The 21,515-nt window shown below is 42.9% G+C and carries 19 protein-coding genes and 1 other annotated feature; of the genes, 1 reads left to right on the top strand and 18 read right to left on the bottom strand.

The window, feature by feature from the left end:
* Nucleotides 1–139 precede the first annotated feature (139 nt).
* The 7 genes from DWW86_RS01090 to pta form a co-directional block, all read right to left on the bottom strand.
* Nucleotides 140–1,969 (bottom strand): ABC-F family ATP-binding cassette domain-containing protein, encoded by a 1,830-nt coding sequence (locus DWW86_RS01090; RefSeq protein WP_117942018.1) that lies wholly within the window; start codon nt 1,967–1,969, stop codon nt 140–142.
* Nucleotides 1,970–1,987: 18 nt separating this feature from the next.
* Nucleotides 1,988–3,331 carry an MATE family efflux transporter gene (locus DWW86_RS01085; protein WP_117942017.1) on the bottom strand — a complete coding sequence of 448 codons (1,344 nt, stop codon included), beginning with the start codon at nt 3,329–3,331 and terminating at the stop codon, nt 1,988–1,990.
* 144 nt (nt 3,332–3,475) lie between these two features.
* On the bottom strand, nt 3,476–3,658 hold the full coding sequence (gene rpmF, locus DWW86_RS01080) for a 50S ribosomal protein L32 (protein ID WP_005425421.1): 183 nt from the start codon (nt 3,656–3,658) through the stop codon (nt 3,476–3,478).
* 3 nt (nt 3,659–3,661) lie between these two features.
* Complete coding sequence (locus DWW86_RS01075) at nt 3,662–4,189, bottom strand: YceD family protein (protein WP_117942016.1); 528 nt, start codon at nt 4,187–4,189, stop codon at nt 3,662–3,664.
* A gap of 93 nt (nt 4,190–4,282) precedes the next feature.
* Nucleotides 4,283–5,161: a ribokinase gene (locus DWW86_RS01070; RefSeq protein ID WP_117942015.1), complete on the bottom strand. Its 879-nt coding sequence runs from the start codon at nt 5,159–5,161 to the stop codon at nt 4,283–4,285.
* Nucleotides 5,162–5,283: 122 nt separating this feature from the next.
* Complete coding sequence (locus tag DWW86_RS01065) at nt 5,284–6,474, bottom strand: acetate kinase (protein WP_117942014.1); 1,191 nt, start codon at nt 6,472–6,474, stop codon at nt 5,284–5,286.
* Nucleotides 6,475–6,515: 41 nt separating this feature from the next.
* A complete protein-coding gene (gene pta, locus DWW86_RS01060; protein WP_015542567.1) occupies nt 6,516–7,523 on the bottom strand; it encodes a phosphate acetyltransferase in 1,008 nt (335 codons plus the stop codon).
* Between the two features lie 274 nt (nt 7,524–7,797).
* Between pta and DWW86_RS01055 the strand changes: the two genes are divergently transcribed.
* Complete coding sequence (locus tag DWW86_RS01055) at nt 7,798–9,114, top strand: tRNA(Met) cytidine acetate ligase (RefSeq protein WP_117942013.1); 1,317 nt, start codon at nt 7,798–7,800, stop codon at nt 9,112–9,114.
* A gap of 85 nt (nt 9,115–9,199) precedes the next feature.
* Here DWW86_RS01055 and DWW86_RS01050 read toward each other — a convergent pair whose 3' ends face one another.
* The 11 genes from DWW86_RS01050 to ftsH form a co-directional block, all read right to left on the bottom strand.
* Nucleotides 9,200–9,988 (bottom strand): ABC transporter ATP-binding protein, encoded by a 789-nt coding sequence (locus DWW86_RS01050; RefSeq protein ID WP_117942012.1) that lies wholly within the window; start codon nt 9,986–9,988, stop codon nt 9,200–9,202.
* A 3-nt stretch (nt 9,989–9,991) separates the two neighbouring features.
* A complete protein-coding gene (locus DWW86_RS01045; RefSeq protein ID WP_330421867.1) occupies nt 9,992–10,918 on the bottom strand; it encodes an ABC transporter permease in 927 nt (308 codons plus the stop codon).
* Nucleotides 10,919–10,957: 39 nt separating this feature from the next.
* On the bottom strand, nt 10,958–11,983 hold the full coding sequence (locus DWW86_RS01040) for an ABC transporter substrate-binding protein (protein ID WP_117942011.1): 1,026 nt from the start codon (nt 11,981–11,983) through the stop codon (nt 10,958–10,960).
* Between the two features lie 65 nt (nt 11,984–12,048).
* Nucleotides 12,049–12,296 (bottom strand) — a binding site (T-box leader).
* Nucleotides 12,297–12,329: 33 nt separating this feature from the next.
* Nucleotides 12,330–13,211, bottom strand: coding sequence for a hypothetical protein (locus tag DWW86_RS01035; protein ID WP_072521256.1), 882 nt, complete (start codon nt 13,209–13,211; stop codon nt 12,330–12,332).
* Nucleotides 13,212–13,426: 215 nt separating this feature from the next.
* Complete coding sequence (locus DWW86_RS01030) at nt 13,427–14,791, bottom strand: PFL family protein (RefSeq protein ID WP_117942010.1); 1,365 nt, start codon at nt 14,789–14,791, stop codon at nt 13,427–13,429.
* A gap of 28 nt (nt 14,792–14,819) precedes the next feature.
* Nucleotides 14,820–15,092 carry an ACT domain-containing protein gene (locus tag DWW86_RS01025; RefSeq protein ID WP_072521258.1) on the bottom strand — a complete coding sequence of 91 codons (273 nt, stop codon included), beginning with the start codon at nt 15,090–15,092 and terminating at the stop codon, nt 14,820–14,822.
* Nucleotides 15,093–15,109: 17 nt separating this feature from the next.
* Nucleotides 15,110–15,907 (bottom strand): MBL fold metallo-hydrolase, encoded by a 798-nt coding sequence (locus tag DWW86_RS01020; protein WP_117942009.1) that lies wholly within the window; start codon nt 15,905–15,907, stop codon nt 15,110–15,112.
* Nucleotides 15,904–16,494: a dephospho-CoA kinase gene (coaE, locus tag DWW86_RS01015; RefSeq protein ID WP_117942008.1), complete on the bottom strand. Its 591-nt coding sequence runs from the start codon at nt 16,492–16,494 to the stop codon at nt 15,904–15,906. The genes DWW86_RS01020 and coaE overlap by 4 nt, the downstream gene beginning before the upstream one ends.
* Before the next feature lies 1 nt (nt 16,495).
* On the bottom strand, nt 16,496–19,135 hold the full coding sequence (gene polA / locus DWW86_RS01010) for a DNA polymerase I (RefSeq protein ID WP_117942007.1): 2,640 nt from the start codon (nt 19,133–19,135) through the stop codon (nt 16,496–16,498).
* Between the two features lie 22 nt (nt 19,136–19,157).
* The gene (locus DWW86_RS01005) at nt 19,158–19,514 is read right to left on the bottom strand and encodes a zf-HC2 domain-containing protein (protein WP_072521262.1); all 357 of its coding nucleotides are present in this window, start codon (nt 19,512–19,514) and stop codon (nt 19,158–19,160) included.
* Between the two features lie 108 nt (nt 19,515–19,622).
* Nucleotides 19,623–21,491 carry an ATP-dependent zinc metalloprotease FtsH gene (gene ftsH / locus DWW86_RS01000; protein WP_072521263.1) on the bottom strand — a complete coding sequence of 623 codons (1,869 nt, stop codon included), beginning with the start codon at nt 21,489–21,491 and terminating at the stop codon, nt 19,623–19,625.
* Nucleotides 21,492–21,515 lie beyond the last annotated feature (24 nt).

Below are 21,515 nucleotides of genomic sequence, written 5' to 3'. Positions count from 1 at the left end.
CTGTATATTCTGTATCTATTTAAAAATGTTCTGTAATGATTGTAAAAAATCTCAAACTTTATCATACTAAAGAATCAGCAGAAAATCAACCCTGTTCCTGGTTGATTCTGCTGATTCCATATATCAGATATAGAATTTTCTATTTCTGTGCTTCAATCTGTTCTGCAAGATCATTCAGATACACCCAGCGGTCCATCTTTTCTTCAAGCTGTGCCTCTGCTTCTTCTTTTTGCTGTGTAAGTTCATTTAACTTACCGGAATTTGTTGCATTAGCCATGATATCAGCATCCAGTTTCTCAATTTTGCTCTCCAGCGCTGCAATATCATCATCAATCGTTTCAAATTCACGCTGCTCTTTGTAACTGAATTTCAGTTTTGAAGGACGATTTTGTTTCCATGTTTTTACGGATTCTTTCTCTTCTGCAGAATCTGCAGAAACATTTTTTGAGGCAGAAGATTTTGTGGCCGGCGCTTCTTCAAAAAGGCCTTTGCGCTTTTTTGCTTCAAGGTAATCTGTGTAGCCGCCTTCATACTGTGTGAGATTTCCTTCTCGGTCAAACTCAAAAATACGGTCTGCAAGATTATCAAGAAAATAACGGTCATGCGATACGGCGATCACAATACCTGCAAAAGAATTCAGATAATCTTCCAGAATCGTCAGTGTAGGAATATCTATATCATTGGTAATCTCGTCAAGCAGCAGCACGTTTGGTGCAGATGCGAGTACTTTCAAAAGATAGAGGCGCTTCTTTTCACCACCGGAAAGCTTCTCGATTGGTGCATACTGCATGGCAGCATCAAACAGAAACTGCTCAAGAAGTTTTGATGCACTGATCAGTCCATCCTTTGTCGGAATAAACTCTGCAACGTCTTTGATATAATCAATAACGCGCTGCGAAGTATTCATATCTTCGATTTCCTGTGAAAAATATCCGATCTTTACAGTATCACCGATTTCAACCTCTCCGCTGTCCGGCTGAATGATTCCTGCTATGATTTTAAGAAGAGTGGATTTTCCGCAGCCGTTCGGCCCTATGATACCGAGACGCTGATTTTTCAGAACAATATAATCAAAGTCCCTGATGCATACACGGTCACCGAATCTTTTTGAAATATGATGCAGTTCAATTGTTTTTTTGCCCATTCTCGTCTCGACAGAATCGATTGCAACATTGGAATCCCGTACAGGTGCTGACAAATTTTTCATTTCTTCCAGACGGTCAAGACGTGCTCTCTGCTTTGTGCTTCTCGCGCGACATCCACGTTTTGCCCATTCAATCTCCATACGGAGGATACTCTGTTTTTTACGCTCAGAAGCCATTTCCATTTCTTCACGCTGAGCTTTTAATTCAAGAAATTCCGAATACTTTGCTTCATAACTGTAAAGTTTACCGTGGCTGATCTCCAGTATCTTATTCGTAACGCGATCAAGAAAATAACGGTCATGTGTAACCATGATCACAATTCCCTTAAAGCGGTTAAGATAATCTTCAAGCCAGGACGCCATCTCATTATCCAGATGGTTGGTCGGCTCATCAAGGATCAGCACATCGGTGGGATTTACAAGCACGGCAGCCAGCGCTACACGTTTTTTTTGTCCGCCGGAAAGATGTGCGATCTCTTCTTCGTGCTCCTCGATTCCCAGTTTATTCAGGACCATATGTGCTTCTGTCTCCGGATTCCAGCTCTGTTCTCTCTGACCCTGTGTCACATAGGAAAGAATCGTAGCCCCTTCCGGGAAAGTCGGATGCTGAGAAAGAAAACTGATACGCAGGCCATTCTGCATGATCACCTGACCGTCATCTGCTTCTTCCAGTCCTGCAAGGATACGCAGAAATGTTGTCTTTCCTGTTCCATTGATTCCGATGATTCCTATCTTGTCTCCCTGATGGATTCCGCAGGAAATATCATCAAAGATCACTTTATCTCCATAAATTTTACTGATATGTTCCAGGTTTAAAACATTCATGTCTTTTTCTCCTCGCCGTTAAATCTGTGATTCTTTTTTTGGAAATTTCATAAAATAATAAATAATAAACAAAACAGCGGTAATTCCCCACGAAACCGGATAACTCAGCATGATCGTGTTGATTCCGGAATGAGTCGGGAAGACACCGAACATCCATATAATACGGATCAAACATACACCGCCACATGTAAGCAGCATCGGAACCAGCACCCGTCCTGCTCCACGGAGTGCACCGGACAAAATACCGATCACAACATACATAAAATATGACGGAAGCAGGAAATGCATCATATCCACGCCAATCCGAACAACTCCCTCGTCCGTCGTAAACAGACGGTAAAGAGGACCTGCCAGTGCATACAGGACACCGCTTACCAGAAACGCTCCTGCATATGCCATCACCATGCATACACCCACGCTCTTTCGCATCCTGCGCACTTTCCCTGCACCAAAATTCTGACCGACAAAGGTTGTGATCGAGATTCCAAAGGCATTGACAACCATCCAGTAAACTGCATCGATCTTTGCAAAGGTTCCCCAGGCAGCCACCGTATCGGTACCAAGTTCGTTGACAAACACCTGAATGATCAGGTTTGCAATCGTGTACATCGTTGCTTCCAGTGCTGCCGGAATGCCGATTCTAAGAACTGCCCGGAGGGATACTCTGTAAAAACGGATTTCCCGAAATCTCAGTTGGAACAGATCATTTCCCTTCATCAGAATCCATGTCACCATAGCTGCACTGATACCCTGACAGGTCACCGTTGCAAGTGCGACACCCATTACCCCCATATGAAAGATTACGACAAGAAGAATATCCAGCGCGATATTTAACACACAGGTCATGATCAGTACGTATAATGGTCTTTTTGAATCACCGACTGCTCTCAGGATCGAAGCCCCCATATTATAAATAATATTAAAAATCATACCACAGAAATAAATGTGCAGATAGGTAATGGAATCTGTCATTAGTTCCGAGGGTGTTTTCATCATAACCAGTACATTCGGTGAAATCATGAACCCCATGATACTGACCACTGCACCTGTCACAATTGCAAATGCATAGGCTGTATGTAATGTTTTATTAAGATTTTGCCTGTCTCTGGCGCCATAAAACTGTGCCATAATAACGGATGCTCCCGAAGTCAGTCCGACAAACACCTCGACAATCAGCATTACGATCTGATTTACAGACCCACCAACAGCTGCCAGTGCCTCTTTACCTACAAAACGACCGACAACAATACTGTCGGCCGTGTTATATATCTGTTGAAAAAACGTTCCGATTACAATCGGAAAAAAGAAAATCAAAAGCTGTTTCCAGATCACACCCTCCGTGATCTGATTCTTCTGTTCCATATAAACCCTCCATAATTTGTAAGAATTCCTCATCTATACAAGTATAACAGAGGTAAGTCTGAAAAGCAATCTGCATCTGAAACGCATAAATGACTACAAAAAAACAGAACCCCGAACCAGGATTCTGTTTCTCATAATCTGTGATTAGTCTTCAACTTTCACGATTTCTTTCTTGTTGTAGCTTCCGCATTCTTTACAAACTCTGTGAGGCATCATCAGGGCACCACATTTGCTGCATTTTACCAGATTCGGAGCGCTCATTTTCCAGTTTGCACGTCTTTTATCACGTCTAGCTTTAGATGATTTGTTCTTTGGACATATGGACATAGGTTACACCTCCTTAAATTTACTAAATATATCACTGATAGCTGCCATACGGGGATCCTTTGGTTCCTCAGCACATCCGCAGGAACCTTTGTTCAGGTTCTTACCGCATCGGCTGCAGATTCCCTTACAGTCTTCTCTGCAAAGGACTTTCAAAGGCCAGCTCATCAGTACCTCAAGATAGACCAACCGGTCCACATCCAGGTCCATGCCAGTGAGATAGTCGTTCTCATCCAGATCCTGTACTCTTTCGGTATCAGATTTCTTCATATCAAGTTTCTGATCAATCTCATAAGGAATTTTAACAGCAACCTGTTCCAGACAACGGTCACACGGAATACCTACAACAACAGCACCGGTTCCTTTCATTTCAAGAACCTTATTACCTGTGTTTGTAATACCAAGTTCTATCGGTGTTTTCTCCAGAATCGGATAATCCCCCATCTGAAATGAAATCTTATCTAAATCAAGATCCAACTGAAGCTGTATGTGTTTTCCTTCACTGTCTGTAATATCTGATAAATGAATCTGCATAGTTCTCTCCTATTCACACTTTATCAATTATACATAGAAGGTACCTGTTTGTCAACGAAATTTTTATTTTTATTTCTATATTTTTCCGTCATTTTATTTCTCCACAACTTCGCTCCGTACAGGAATGGATGCAGTCGCGCCAGGTCTGGAAACTGCAATGGCCGATGCCTTTGCCGCAAGCTTAAGTCCATCCTGAACAGGCATTCCATCAATAACAGAAGAAATAAAATATCCGGTAAAGGTATCGCCTGCTGCTGTCGTATCAACAGCTTTTACCTTAAAGATTCCCTGACGATAAATTCCTGTTTCATCCTGATATACGGAACCGTCGCCCCCAAGTGTCAGAACGACTTTTGCCTTTGGATAAAGTTCTTTCACTTTCGCAAGAATTCTGTCAGGTTCTTTTTCTCCGGTAATCTGGAATCCTTCGATCTCATTCATCAGGAAAAGACTTATCTTCGACAGATCACATTTTTCAAGTGCACTGTCAAAAGGTGATGGATTCAGAATGATCATCATTTTCTTTTCGTATGCACGGTCAATGATATAATCCAGTTCATTGATTTCATTCTGAAGGAGGATGATATCACCCTCATCAAAAGAATCCAGAACTGAATCTACAAATTCCTTTGTCATACTTCTGTTTGAGCCTCCAAAAAGGAGGATACAGTTCTGACCATTCCGGTCAACCTGAATGACTGTATGACCGCATGGCCCCGGAATCTGCCTGATAAACTCTGCATTTACACCGTTCTCTTTACATACTTCAAGCAATGGTTCGCCGCCTTCTCCGATCAGTCCGGCATGATATACAGGAATCCCGGCCTTTGCCAGTGCAATGGACTGGTTCAGACCTTTACCGCCACAAAAGGTCTGTCTGCTTTTTGATGCCTGTGTCTCTCCGGGAATCAGAATGGATTCCACCTGGTACACATAGTCCAGATTAAGAGAACCAAAATTTAATACTTTCATTTCTTAAATTCCCCCATTTCTTTCAATCGGATTATGATTTATTTTCATATTACTATATGACTGACAGTAGTGAAAAAAAGGGCCTGCCAGTGACAAGCCCTTTTTAATCCATTTATAACTTATTATTTTACTAAAGCTACTGTATCTCTGCAGATTGCAAGTTCTTCATTGGTAGGAATAACTGCAACCTTAACTTTGGAAGCCGGAGTAGAGATAACGATTTCTTCGCTGAACGTATCATTTGCTTTGTCATCGATCTCAACACCAAGATATCCGAAGTAGTTGCAGATGTCTTTACGAAGTGCACCTACGTTTTCACCGATACCAGCGGTAAATACGATTGCATCTACGCCGTTCATGGCTGCTACATAGCCGCCAACGAATTTAGCAATGCCATAGCAAAGTACATCATAAGCATTCTTTGCATCTTCGTTTCCGTCTGCGATTGCGGCTCTGATATCACGCATGTCACTGCCGACTCCGGACATACCCTGAAGACCGGATTTCTTATTCAGGACGTTCATAACACCTGCGATGTCAAGATTTTCTTTCTTTGCGATAAACTCAACGATTGCCGGGTCAATGTTACCGGAACGTGTTCCCATTACAACACCTTCCAGTGGTGTAAGACCCATAGTTGTATCTATGCATTTACCGTTCTTTACAGCACTGATAGAAGAACCGTTTCCAAGGTGGCAGACGATAACTTTGGAGTTGTCTTTGTCAAGTCCGAGGAATTCAACAGCACGTTTGGATACGAAGCTGTGGGATGTTCCGTGGAAGCCGTATCTTCTTACTTTATATTTCTTATAGTATTCAATCGGAAGTCCGTACAGATATGCTTTTGCAGGCATTGTCTGATGGAAAGCTGTATCAAATACACCAACCTGCGGTACACCCGGCATCAGTTCGGAGCAGACATCAATACCGATCAGGTTTGCAGGATTGTGAAGAGGTGCAAGATCGTTGCACTCTTTTACTGCTGCGATCATTTCATCTGTGATTACTGCAGAAGCTGCAAATTTCTCACCGCCATGTACGACACGGTGTCCGATTGCATCTACTTCTTTAAGGCTCTTGATTGCACCTGTTTTTTCATTTGTAAGAGCGTCCAGAACGAACTGGATAGCTTCTTTATGAGTAGGCATAGCACATTCTGTGATTTCTTTGTCAAGTCCGGCTTTCTGATAAACCAGTCTTCCGTCGATACCGATTCTTTCGCAAAGACCCTTTGCCAGAACGTCTTCTGTATCAGAGTTGATCAGCTGATATTTCAGTGAAGAACTTCCGCAGTTAATTACCAATACATTCATTTTAATATTCTCCTATTCGATATGATTCAGATATGTAGATCTTATTTGTCTTCAGCCTGACACTGTACAGCTGTAATTGCAACAACACCAACGATATCATCTGCAGAGCATCCTCTGGAAAGGTCATTGACCGGTTTTGCAATACCCTGTGTAACAGGTCCGTAAGCTTCTGCTTTACCAAGACGCTGAGCAAGTTTGTATCCGATGTTTCCCGCATCAAGGTCAGGGAATACCAGAACATTTGCTTTACCTGCAACTTCGCTGCCCGGAGCTTTGGATGCACCAACGCTCGGTACGATTGCTGCGTCAAGCTGGAATTCACCGTCAAGTTTGAGTTCCGGATGCTCTTCTTTTGCGATTCTTGTAGCTTCTACCATCTTATCTACGTCAGCATGTTTTGCACTTCCCTTTGTGGAGTGTGAAAGCATGGCAACGATCGGCTCTTCCTCAACAAGAAGCTGGAAGGATTCAGCAGAAGAAGCTGCGATTGCAGAAAGTTCTTCCGGAGTCGGGTTCTGGTTCAGACCGGAGTCAGCAAATACAAATGCACCGTTTGCACCGTATTCGCAATCCGGAACTACAATCAGGAAGAAAGCGGATACAAGCTTTGTTCCCGGTTTTGTTTTCAGAATCTGCAGACATGGACGAAGTGTGTCTGCTGTAGAATGGCATGCACCGGATACCATACCGTCTGCATCACCCATTTTTACCATCATTACACCATAGTATGGGTACTGAGTATGAAGGATCTCTTTTGCTTTTTCAGGTGTCATACCTTTTTTAGCTCTCAGTTCTACAAATTTGTCAATGTATGCCTGAGTTTTGTCAGATGTCTCTGGATCAACGATGGTTGCTCCGGAGATATCGAATCCGCCTTCAGCAGCTTTCTTATTGATTTCTTCTTCGTTACCGATGAGGATGATCTTGGCAACTCCCTCTTTAAGAATCTTATCAGTTGCCTCGATAGTTCTCATATCCTCTGTCTCTGGCAGTACGATAGTTTTGATGCTTTTTTTTGCTCTTTCTTTGAGTAAATCAACAAATCCCATGATTAAATGGCTCCTTTCGTTATTTCGGTCAAATGACCGCGTGAGAGTCTGAAACATGATCTCACAGCTAGAATCATTATACCCCCTGTTTTCGCGCATTTCAAGTAGTTGACAAGGAGATTCTTCCAAAGAGTGGTATTTTTTGACGTGCAATCCTGACAGAATGACGAAAAATTCTGCGTTCCGTATTTTAGTGATAATATTGTCACGCTTCCAACACTGTGTTACAATATCGAAATCAGCAAAAATATACAAAAAGAAGTAGGAAGGCAATATGAAAGTAACTGGAATCATAGCAGAATATAACCCTTTTCACAGAGGACATAAATACCAGATAGATTACTGCAAAAAAGAGCTACATTCAGATTATGTGGTCGTTGCCATGAGTGGCGATTATGTACAGAGAGGTACACCGGCGCTTCTCTCAAAACATGCTCGGGCAGAAATGGCACTTCGATGTGGCGCGGATCTCGTGCTTGAATTGCCGGTATCGGTGAGCACAGCCAGTGCGGAAGCCTTTGCTATGGGTGCTGTCTCTATGCTGGATGGACTACGTGTTATAGACCATCTCTGTTTCGGTAGTGAATATGGGAAAGTTTCTGCTTTGCGGGAACTGGCTGCTGTTCTTGTCAGTGAGCCCAAAGAATACCGTCTGTTTCTGAAAAAATTTTTAAGCGCTGGCTGCTCTTTCCCGTCAGCACGCAGTCAGGCACTGGTGGAATATTTCAAAAACCCTCATAACTTCGAAGGAGATACTTTCGACGGCATTCTGACTCCGCTTTTGAATCAGATCACACAAATTTTAAATTCACCCAACAACATTCTCGGAATTGAATATTGTAAGGCTTTAAATCGGCTGAAAAGTAATATAAAACCAGTTACATTGAAACGCCAGGGGATGGGGTATCACGATACGCTTACCGTTGCTTCTTCTGCTCATGCCGTATCTGCTGACATTTCCGGCAAAAATCTCCCCTTCGCCTCTGCTTCTGCTATTCGTGAACTTTTAACTTCCACTCTCACGCAGGAAACAATTGCACAGATTTCTGCACAGGTTCCGGATGAGGCTTCCGCATTCTTTGTTTCTTCTCTGCGAAATAATGGATACCTGAGTGAAGAGGTTCTGGACGATCTTCTTATCTATCGAATCATGTATACAGACGCAGAATCTCTTTCACAATATCTGGATGTTTCGGGAGATCTTGCAGAGCGCATAATAAACTGTCGAAATGAAATCTCCGGTTTCACACAGGCCGCTTCTCTTCTGAAAACAAAAGAGCTTACCCAGACACGCATTCAGCGCGCACTGCTTCACTCAATCTTACAGATACTCGAAGCTCCTCTGTCAGTTCCTTATTCACGCGTACTCGGATTTCGCAAAGAAAGCAGTCCACTTCTGAAAGAAATCAAAAAGAACAGTACCCTTCCAGTGCTTACAAAACTTGCCGATTCGGATGCACTCCTCGATGAGACAGGGAAACGCCTCCTGAGCGAGACAACAGCAGCATCCAACCTTTACGAAAAGCTTCTCTGCAAAAAGAACGGGCAGAAATTCATTCACGAATATCAGAAACAGATAGTTATTTTATAACTAAATATGTAAAACAAAAACAGCCGTCATCGACTTGGAAATATTATCTCTTCCCTCTCGATGATGGCTGTTCTGCTATTTGATATTATTCTGACAGCAGGATTCTGTCATTATCAAGAGCCTTTCCGGCTCCGCTTCTGAACTTCTTAAGAAGTCCCTCAACTGTCATGTTCTTTTTCTCTTCGCCACCGATATCCAGAACTATCTTACCGGAATCCATCATTAAAATTCTGTTTCCAAGATCAATTGCGGACTGCATATTGTGCGTGATCATCAGACAGGTAAGCTGATGTTCTTCTACTATACGTCTGGTCAGAGACAGGACTTTCTCTGCCGTTCCCGGATCAAGTGCTGCAGTATGCTCATCCAGAAGAAGCAGTTTCGGCGGATTCATTGTTGCCATAAGAAGTGTCAGCGCCTGTCGCTGACCACCGGAAAGAAGTCCGACCGGATGACTCATGCGTTCTTCCAGTCCGATATCCAGTTTCTTTAATTCTTCACGGAAACGCTCTTTTTCCTGTTTGGTCGTATGGGAAAGCCAGACACCTCTGCCGGCTGCAAGCGCAAGATTTTCTTCAATCGTCATTCCCGGAGCAGTTCCCCTCATCGGATCCTGATACAGGCGTCCGATACTTTTGGCACGTACATGCTGCGGAGTAAATGTAATATCTTCTCCATCCAGAATAATCGAGCCGGAATCTGTAAGGAAATCCCCGCAGACCGCATTAAAAAATGTAGATTTACCGGCACCGTTAGAACCGATGATCGTGGCAAAATCACCTTTTTTTAATTCAAGCGAAAAATCTTCCAGAGCCTTTTTTTCATTTACAGTGCCCGGATTAAATGTTTTTGAAATATGGCTGATTTTTAACATGGATCATCTGCCTCCTTTTTGGTGTGTCATCCTGCGTCGGATCTGCGGCCACTGTTTTTTCAGATATGGACCGGAAATTGCAAGAACAACAATAACAGAAGATACAAGTTTCAGCATAAATGCCGGCATATTAAACCGGAGCGCGATCGTATATACAAGGCGGAAAATAAAGGAACCAAGTACCATTCCCACTGCTCTTGCAAAGATGCCGCCATGTCCGAGAAGTGTACCTCCAATCAGAAGGGATGCCAGTGCGATGGTGACCATACCCTGTCCGATATTGATATCAACGGATTTCTGCGACTGAGACAGAAGGCATCCGGAAAGTGCGGTAAAAGCATTTGCAACGCACAGACCGATGACTGTTGTAAATACCGGGTTGATGGAAGAAGATTTTACCATATCAGAGTTATTTCCTGTTGCTCTGATCGCAAGACCGAGTCTTGTTTTCAGAAAAAATACAAGAAATATAATTACGAGGATCACCGCGATTGCTGCAATGATGATATCTTCTCTGCCTTTTAACGGAGTTTCTGAAAGTGTATCTTTCATCATACTGAATACCGTCGTTGTACGGTTCATATTGATCAGGGACGAGCCGCCCATGACTGCAATATTTACGGAATACAAAGCAGTATTTACAATAATTCCGGCAAGCAGACTGTCCACACCGAGTTTTGTCTGCAGGATTGCAGTTACAAAACCAGAAAGAACTCCGGCAGCCATTGCTGCTACAATGGACAGAAACGGATGTCCGCTAACAGCTACTACCGCTCCCACAGCGGCGCCAAAGGTAAAGCATCCATCTGTAGAAAGGTCGCAGACATTTAACATAGAATAACTGAGAAACAAGGCAAGAACTGTCAGCGAACAGATCAGTCCGAGTTTCAGGGCAGTCTCTCCAAGAGAGAGCATTGTTGCAATCGTCACGGTGATTTCCTCCAATTGGTTTTATTAGTTATAACAACCTTATTTTGCTTCTACATCATCAAAGCTCTCTGCAGTGGTGATCTCATTTACCTGTGTGCAGAGTGGTTTGAATGCTGTCTTAACAGTATCAAAATCAAGACCAAGTGCTTCACATGTTTCTGTGTTTACAGTTGCAGTACCATTGTCGAATGTTTCTACAGCTGTTTCGGATGGTTTTGCTCCATCTACAAGAATGTCTGCGATCATATCAGCTGTTTTCTGTCCAAGGTTTGCATAATCAACACCATATCCTACAAATGCACCGTTCAGTGCGAAAGAATCAGCTCCTGTGTAGTGAGGGATGCCTGCTTCAATGAATTTTTCATAGATAGAAAGCTCTGCTGTCATAATGGTATTATCTGTTGGTGTGAAAACTGCATCCACGCCATCGGCGATGAGTGCTTCTGCTGCAAGCTGAACTTCATCTGTTGTTGTTCCGGTACGCTCTACGTATTCGATACCTTCTTCATCAAGATAATCCTTTGCTTCCTGAATCGCTGTTGTGGAAGAATCCTGTCCGACATCATAAAGAAGTCCGACTTTCTTTACATCCGGGTTCTGTGCCTGGATCAGTTTCATAATCGAAGAAGTATCCAGATAATCACTTGTTCCGGTAATGTTTGCTCCCGGTGCTTCCAGAGAATCTACCAAGCCGGAACCAACCGGATCGGAAACAGCGGAAAATACGACCGGTGTATCTGTTCCTTCTGTTGCAGACTGCATACGCATTGCTACCGGTGTAGCTACACCAACCATCAGGTCTACATTGTCAGCCTGGAAATCGGAAATGATCTGTTCCATAACACTGGCATCTGCATTGCAGTTATCATAAGATACATCAAAAGTAATACCTTTTTCTTCTCCGATCTCTTCCAGACGGGACTGAATATTGTCTACGATCTGATTCAGGGAAGCATCATCTACATAATTGCAGATGCCTACTTTAAAATCATCTGCCATTACCGGGGAAGCCATCATCATACTGGTTGCTACTGCTGCTGCGATTACTAACATTCTTTTTTTCATAGTCTTTTTCCTCTCTCTTTCTACATTTTATGTGCCATGAGAAAAAAAGAACCGTCCCAAGCTATGCTTGAGACGGTAATAATTTCTTATTATCGCGGTACCACTCAAATTGACGTATCGTCCACTTTCTCATGTACAAACATACACTCCTGATTGATAACGGGTTCGGTTCCCGTCAGCGCCTACTCTTATGATCATCATTTCGGGCTGCCCTCGAAAGGCCATTCAATAATCTGCCTCATACAGGATTCCACCACTACCTGCTCTCTGAAATGATTCAGGATTATTTACTCTTCTTTCTCATCGGTTTTGCTGTTTTCTACTTTACCACAGGAAATTGTGAATGTCAATCATTTTTTATAAAACTGAACAAAGGTTTTTTCAGACTGAGTGCCAGTGACAGAGGATCCACATGACCATTGACTGCAAGTATTGCCGGATCGTATTTCCAGAGCTGAATTTCCGACTGTGTTTCTGCATTCAAAAGTTCGTGGCCGCCTGTATAATGAAAGTCCTTTTTATTTACTGCATAGGATGGATAACCTTTTCCTTCTTCTGTGTCTGCTATTATGCCGCCTTTTATAACATCTTTATCAAGATAAATTATGTCTGCCAGCGGTGAAATCAGATACGGTTCCAGTTTATATAAAATCTCATCCGGTGAACTCTTTCCCTTCAGATATTTCTGTACACCGGTCTTTCCTGTTTCAAAACACCCGGTCTTTTCAAGCTGGCGAAAAGCACGTGTTATCGTCATTGCAGAACACCCCAGCGCTTTTACTGCACCATGCATATAGATACAGTTTTCTTTAGCATAGTACCAGTAGAAGAGCAGTAGTTGTGTGGACGGCTGTAACGTTTCCGTACTTTGTATTTCCATTCGATACTTTTCTTCAAGACAGGTACCCATAAACGGAAGATAAATCTGACTGTCCGGCACTATAAATGAAATATGTGCTTTTATGAATGCAGTCCTTCTGTATGCGTCTATCATATCCATAATGAAAACTACAGGCAGTGCTTCTTCCATTTGGATACGACGAAGCTGCTTCTTCAAAGAGCCAATCTGACTTAGTTTATCTTTGGGCCATAGGAAAATACATTTCATTTTATCAAGTTCCACAAGCCGCATTTCATATCGTTCGGTAATGTAATATGGTAACTCCAATTCACCTTTCCAACGATGATATTTCACTGACACACCAAGCATTTTCTCCAGATATTCCATTCTGTTATTCTCCCATATATATTTATAACTCAGAAATTGTATTATAACATATATAATGTTATATCATATTTATTATGTTAAATAAAGGATTTTCAATAATTTTGCACAAAAAATCCCCTGACAGAGGATTCTCCGGGATTTCCGGAAATATCTCCTTCAGGGGATTCGTTATTATAACATCGTCCAGTAAAAATCAGACATTTTCTTGTTTCGCATCAGTTCTTGAAGCTGTGGATCGGTGCCGGGATGCGTCCACCGCGCTCTACAAACGCATCACAGGAGAACTTGTTAACCGGCATGATCGGAGCATATCCGAGAAGTCCGCCAAACTCTACTGTCTCTCCTACTCCTTTACCGATAACAGGGATTACACGTACTGCTGTTGTCTTCTGATTGATCATACCAATCACAGATTCATCAGCAATGATACCCGCAATTGTAGATGCCTTTGTATCACCCGGAATTGCAATCATATCAAGACCTACAGAGCAGACACAGGTCATTGCTTCGAGTTTTTCTAGTGTCAGTGCACCTAGATTTACAGAATCAATCATTCCCTGATCCTCGCTGACCGGAATAAATGCACCGCTCAGACCGCCTACTGCCTGTGCTGCCATAACACCGCCTTTTTTGACCTGGTCATTCAAGAGTGCAAGTGCTGCGGTCGTTCCAGGTGCTCCTACTCTCTCAAGACCAATCTCTTCGAGAATTTCTGCCACACTGTCGCCAATTGCCGGTGTCGGTGCAAGAGAAAGGTCCACAATTCCGAACGGTACATTCAAACGCCTTGACGCTTCCTGTGCAACAAGCTGTCCCACGCGCGTTACTTTAAATGCTGTACGCTTGATCATTTCACATAAGGTCTGGAAATCAGCACCGCGAACAGATTCCAGTGCTGTTTTGACTACACCAGGGCCGCTGACACCGACATTAATAATGCAGTCTGCTTCTGTCACACCATGGAAAGCACCTGCCATAAACGGGTTATCATCCGGTGCATTACAGAATACTACAAGCTTCGCACAGCCAAGAGAATCCTGCTCTTTGGATGCTTCTGCAGTTTCAAGAACAATCTCACCCATTAGTTTTACCGCATCCATATTGATACCAGTCTTTGTGGAACCTACATTAACGGAGCTGCATACACGTTCTGTCACTGCAAGTGCCTGTGGAATAGAACGAATCAGGAGTTCTTCTGCCGGTGTCATACCCTTACATACCAGAGCAGAATACCCACCTATAAAGTTCACACCGATTGTTTTTGCTGCACGATCCAGCGTCTTAGCTATAGATACAAAATCTTCTGTCGTATGGCATGCCACACCGCCGATTAAAGCGATCGGTGTCACGGAAACACGTTTATTCACAACAGGAATACCAAATTCTGCTGCAATCTTGTCTCCTGTAGCAACCAGATCTTTTGCTTTGGTTGTGATTTTGTTGTATATCTTTTCATTCATGATATCTAGATCACTGTCAATACAATCCAGAAGGCTGATTCCCATTGTGATGGTACGCACATCCAGATTTTCCTGCTCGATCATCTTATTTGTCTCATTAACCTCAAAAATATTGATCATGTCAACTCTCCTTTTCTGTATGATACGATTAAATACGATGCATTACATTAAAGATATCTTCGTGCTGACAGCGGATCACTACGCCGATCTTATCACCGATTTCAGAAAGTTCCTTTGAAAGAGCTGCTGCGTCTTTTTCTGATTTGCTGGTATCTGCGACCATCATCATGTTAAAATATCCCTGTACGATAGTCTGAGAAATATCCAGGATATTTACATTGTTGTCTGCAAGATACGTACATACCTTTGCGATGATGCCTACTGTGTCATTTCCTACTACTGTAATGATTGTTTTTTTCATGACTTTTATCCTTTCTTTTATACGGTAACTACATCGGAAATCAAATCCCGTTTCGCTACCTGAATTCTGAAATCTTTTGATTTATAAGGGTTGTCTCCCAGTGTTACCTCTGAACAAACAGTCTCGTACGCAAGCTCTTCATAATTATTTTCTCTGCTTAGATGCCCCAGAAAAATCGATTTCATGTTGTCATGAAGCAGTCTGCATAACAGTCTGCCTGCGTTTTCATTGGAAAGATGTCCCCGTTCTCCAAGGATACGTTGTTTCAGATAATATGGATATCTGCCTACCTGCAGCATCCGGATATCATGATTTGCTTCCAGAAGAAGCGCATCCAGATTCTGAAGGTTTTCAATGATATAATCGTTATATTTTCCAAGGTCGGTCGCAATTCCCACAGAACGCCCTTCACATTCCAGTCTATAACCGACCGGCTGTGCTGCATCGTGTGGAATAGAAAAAGGTTTTACCGTAAGATCTCCGATTTCAAACGATTCATCCTCTTTGATTTCATGAAAAATCTCGCCCGGAATCTTGCCAAGTGCATTGGTACGGACCATGGCATCCACAGTGCCTCCTGTCGTATAGATCGGAATTCCGTATTTTCTTGATATAACACCCAGCCCTTTGATATGATCGGAATGTTCATGTGTGATCAGGATTCCGTCCAGATCACGTCCGGTAAGATCAAGACTGTTTAAACCGGCTTCCATCTTTTTGCCACTGATTCCGGTATCAACCAGTACATGCGTATTCTCTGAGCCTACGTAAATACAGTTTCCGCTACTTCCACTCGCAATACTGCAAAATCTCATAATTTCTTAATCCCTTCTTCTATCTGGCGCCATGTTTCCTCTGGCAGACCGTTATTTGTAATCATATAATCCGTATTCTGCCGGAAAAACGCCTCGGAAGCCTGTCTCTTTATGATGCTCAGAGCTTTTTCTCTCGTGTAACCTCTGCTGCTCATAAGACGTTCTATACGTGTCTCCTGATCCGTATGTACATACCAGACCTGATCGCAGAAAGCATCATACTTTTCTTCCAGAAGAAGCGCTGCCTCTACTACGACCAGAGAACAGCCGGCTTCCCTTTGCTGTTCAATCTGGTTCAATATAAATTGGCGAACAGCCGGATGAATAATCGCATCCAGACTCTGACGCATTACCTCACTGCCAAATACTACATCGGAAACCATCTTCCGGTCAATGGTTTTGTCATTTTTTATGACTCGTTTTCCAAATAATGCAACCACACTGTCATAACAGATCCCATCAGGCTCCATAACAAGATGTCCGACCAGATCCGCCTGAATCACATATGCATGATATTTTTCTTTCAGAAAATCAAGCACTGTGCTTTTGCCGGCGCCGACACCGCCTGTAATTCCCAGAATTTTCATCTTATTTTGCCTCGTACCAGTTGCTGCCTTCATGCATGTCTACTTCAAGTTCTACAGAAAGATTTGCCGCACCTTTCATTTCTTCTTCCAGAATTCGGGACACAATCTCCAGCTCGTCTTTCTTTGTCTCAATCAGCAGTTCGTCATGCACCTGAAGCACCAGCCGCGATTTCAGCCCTTCCTGCCTGATTCTCTTATAGACTCGGTTCATCGCAATTTTAATAATATCCGCTGCAGTTCCCTGTATCGGAGAATTCATAGCTACACGTTCACCGAAAGAACGCTGCATAAAATTGCCGGACTTCAGTTCCGGTATCGGACGTCTCCGTCCGAACATGGTCGTCACATATCCTTTTTCTTTTCCTTCGGCAACAAGACCATCCAGAAAACTTTTTATTTTCGGATATGTCTCAAAATACTTTTCAATATACTCTGCTGCTTCTTTTCGGGTAATGCTTAAGTCCTGGCTGAGTCCGAAAGAGCTGATTCCATACACAATTCCGAAGTTTACCGCTTTTGCATTCCGTCGCTGAAGAGACGTTACTTCTTCAAACGGAACATGAAATACCTGCGACGCAGTCAGACGGTGAATGTCCTGCGCCTCCCTGTATGCCTGAATCAGAGTCTCATCTCCGGACATATGTGCAAGTACCCGGAGTTCGATCTGTGAGTAATCGGCATCCAGAAATACGTATCCGTCCTCCGGTACAAAAACTTTACGGATCAGACGACCGAGTTCCATACGTACCGGAATGTTCTGAAGGTTCGGTTCCGTACTGCTAATTCGTCCGGTGGCTGTAATCGTCTGATTAAATGTGGAATGGATTCTTCCATCCGGCTCAATGACTGCCGCAAGACCATCTGCATAAGTAGATTTCAGTTTTGCAAGCTGTCGATATTCCAGAATATCTTTGACGATCGGATGCTCTGGTGCCAGTTTCTCAAGGATATCGGCTGCTGTGGAATAACCGGTCTTTGTTTTTCTGCCTCCGGGAAGTCCCATTTTTTCAAAAAGTATCGTTCCGAGCTGCTTCGGAGAATTGATATTAAATTTTTCACCGGCCTCCTCATAAATCTGTTTTTCCAGTTCTTCAATACGCACCTGAAGTTTTTTTCCATATGTTTTTAATTCTTCACCTTTTACGCAGATTCCATATTTCTCCATAGAATCCAGCGTAAAAATCAATGGAAGTTCAATCTCCCGATAAACCTGCCACATACCACTGTCTTTCATCGAGATTTCGAGTGGAATACGTGCAGTAAGCGCGGTGTATGCCATATAACAGCCATATGGCATCAAACCGTCCGACGAACCCTCCCACACCTTTTTAAGGGAATCTTTACCCAGCAGATCCTCCCGTGTAGGAAGAAGTATTCCGTCCAGATATTCCTTCGCAACATCATCGTATGTGTATGTGGATTTCAGCGGATTCAGAAGATATGCTCCGATTCCGATGTCAAAGACCTGCGTTTCATCTTCGAGCGGCACACGTTTCAAAAACTGTTTGATATCCAGCGCACAAAGAACTGTTGTTTTTGCCAGATCTTTCAGGGATGCGCACAGAAAATCCCCGGTAAGCAGTCCCTCCACTGGCATATAGTATATTTCTTCTTTTTCAAGGGCAATCCCAAGGCCATAAACACTTTCTTTATCTGCAAGAAGCGAAATTCCGACATATGCCTTACCGGCTGCTTTTTTAAATAATGCATCTGCACCGGAAAGGTCATTGCAGACAAAGAAGTTCTGTTCGATTGGATTTTCCGGCACAACCGCTGTATCAAATTTTGAAAGAAGATTTTTGAATTCAAGTCGTTTGCAGAGCTGATATGCCTCTGGCGTATAGAGGTTCTTCAGTTCTGCTTCTTCATAAGAATAATCTATCGGACTATCTGTATTGATTGTCGCAAGTGTTTTACTTAAAACAGCCATATCATAATGTTCACGCAGTGATTCTTTTGCTTTATTCGGCTTCACTTCCTCCAGATGCGCATAGGCGTTTTCTATTGAACCAAACTCTACGACCATCTTTGTTGCTGTCTTTTCACCAACTCCAGGGATGCCCGGAATATTGTCAGCAGAATCTCCCATCAGGGCTTTTAACTCAATGATCTGCGGTGGTGTTACCTGATATTTTTCAATAACTTCCTGTGTATGGAAGTTCTCGATGGTTGTCTTTCCTCTCGAAGTCTTCGGAAGGCGAATCAGGACTTTTTCTGTTGCAAGCTGGAGAAGGTCACGGTCACCGGACAGAATCGTTACATCCATGCCAGCTTTTTCACTTCGTACAGCCAGTGTTCCTAGAAGATCATCCGCCTCAAATCCCGGTTTGTAAACAATCTTGATGCCCATTGCCGTAAGCACATCTTTGATCAGCGGCACCTGTTCCCTTAATTCTTCCGGCATCGGTTTACGGGTCCCTTTGTATGCATTGTAAATTTTGTGACGGAATGTAGGCTCGTGAAGATCAAAAGCAACCGTCAGATATTTTGGCTTCTCCTCCTCAAGGATACGAAAAAGAATGTTAAGGAATCCATAAACCGCGCCTGTATGTCTGCCTTCGGAGTTTGTCAGATCCGGAAGTCCGTAAAATGCGCGATTCAGAATACTATGTCCATCAATCAGTAAAATTTTGTCACTCAAAATGTGTTCCCCCTGTATCTATTTATAGGAAATGCGCTATATCCATGATAAAAAATATAATAAAAATAAGCAACAGAATCGCAAATACTGCCAGCAAAAGACCTGTCAGGAAATGAAACCACCGTTTCTTACGGATATATCTGCGTGATTTTCGGATATCCTGATCCAGAAGTTTACGAAAATCAAGTACAGAACCATCTTCCGGCTCATCCAGCTGCTGTATTGCTTCATGCACAATAAAATATGTCTCAAGTTCATCATAACAGGACGAACAATGACTGATATGATCCAGAAATTCTTCAAGTTCATCGACGCTTAAGCTATGATTGATGTATTTGGTCACCATGCTCTCAGCGGTTCTGCATTCAATATCCGGCATTCTTTCTTCCTCCTGTCCCTGTTTTCACTTCTTTGTAGTATAGCACAAAAAGAGGTACTTCACAACGACCGTTTCGTCGGAAGCACCTCTTTCATATATAAGGTCCTGCTATTCTTCTGTTACAGCAGCCGGAGTTTCTTCCGGTGCCTCGAGTATTTTCATAAATTCATCACCTGTGATCGTCTCATGCTCATACAGATATTTTGCCAGCTCATGAAGTTTGCCGATATTGTCCTGAAGGATCTGCAGCGCTTTCTCATGCTGTCTCTTTACAAGCTCTACAACTTTCTTATCGAGAAGTGTCTGCGTCTCAAAAGAGCAGGCAAGGCTGGAATCTCCGCCTAGATACTGGTTGCTGATATTTTCCATGGCAACCATATCAAAATCATCACTCATGCCGTAGCGTGAAATCATTGCTCTTGCAATCTTGGTTGCCTGTTCAATATCATTGGAAGCACCTGTTGTAATAGAATGAAAGATAAGTTCTTCCGCTGCACGCCCGCCTGTAAAAGTAGCAATCTTATTTTCCAGTTCTTCTTTTGACATCAGGTAATGCTCATTATCATCAACCTGCATCGTGTAGCCCAGCGCACCCGATGTACGTGGAATAATTGTAATTTTGTGAACAGGAGCAGATTCTGTCTGTTTGGCTGCGACAAGTGCATGTCCAATTTCATGATAGGATACGATCAGTTTCTCTTTATTAGAAAGAACACGATTTTTCTTCTGGTATCCTGCAATAACTACTTCAATGCTTTCTTCAAAGTCTGCCTGCGTAGCAAATTTACGTCCGTCGCGAACTGCACGAAGTGCTGCTTCATTGACAATATTGGCAAGTTCCGCACCAGAAGCTCCGGCAGCTGCCTTTGCAATATCATCAAATCGAACAGTATCTGCAATTTTAATTTTCTTTGCATGAACTTTCAGAATCTCTTCTCTACCCTGCAGATCCGGAAGTTCTACCGGAATACGGCGGTCAAAACGTCCCGGACGGAGAAGTGCCGGATCAAGTGAATCCGGACGGTTGGTTGCTGCCAGGATTACAACACCCTTAGATCCATCAAATCCATCCATTTCTGTAAGGAGCTGGTTCAGGGTCTGCTCTCTCTCGTCATTTCCGCCTGTAAAACCGGCACCGTCACGTTTCTTACCAATTGTATCAATTTCATCAATAAATACAATACACGGAGCCTTCTCATTTGCCTGTTTGAAAAGATCTCGTACTTTCGCAGCACCCATACCGACAAACATTTCTACGAATTCAGAACCGGAGATTGAGAAAAACGGAACTTCCGCCTCACCTGCAACTGCTTTTGCAAGAAGTGTCTTACCTGTACCAGGTGGCCCCACAAGCAGAGCTCCCTTCGGCATAGACGCACCAATCTCTGTATATTTCTGAGGATTGTGCAGATAATCTACGATTTCAGTAAGAAGCTCCTTCGCCTCGTCTTCTCCGGCAACATCGGAAAATTTAATTCCTGTGGAGGATTTTACATAAACCTTTGCATTGCTCTTTCCGAAAGACATTGCCCCACCAGGGCCTCCGCCCATAGAGGACATCATCTTCTTACTCAGCCAGCGTCCGATAAAGATAAAGATTACGATCGGAACGATATAGCTCAAAAGAAGTGTCATAAGGATTGATGGACTTTCCGGAAGAACTTCATCCATAGTTACACCCGCATCCAGCAGACGATTGACCAGATCAGCATCATCCATCTTGACTGTCTTGCATAAAACAGTTCCATCTGTATCGTCAGCTTTCATTTCATAATAAATATAACTTTCTTCTACAGTTGCTTTGGTGACGTTGCCTTTCTCCACATTTTCAATAAAAGTAGAATAATCGGTCTTCTGCACACTTCTTTCCTGTACAGCCGGAACCACAAGCATATTCAAAATAATAATAATAATACCTGCAATAATGTAATAGACATACATTGGTATCTTTTCTGGCTTTTTGCGATTAAACTTCATTTATATGTTTCCTCCAAAATCATT

Origin of the sequence: Ruminococcus sp. AF17-22AC (assembly GCF_003460065.1) — a bacterium.
In the GTDB taxonomy this organism is placed as follows: domain Bacteria; phylum Bacillota; class Clostridia; order Lachnospirales; family Lachnospiraceae; genus Blautia_A.
Note: the sequence above shows the minus strand (reverse complement) of the source record. Positions and strands in the feature narration are given on the sequence as shown.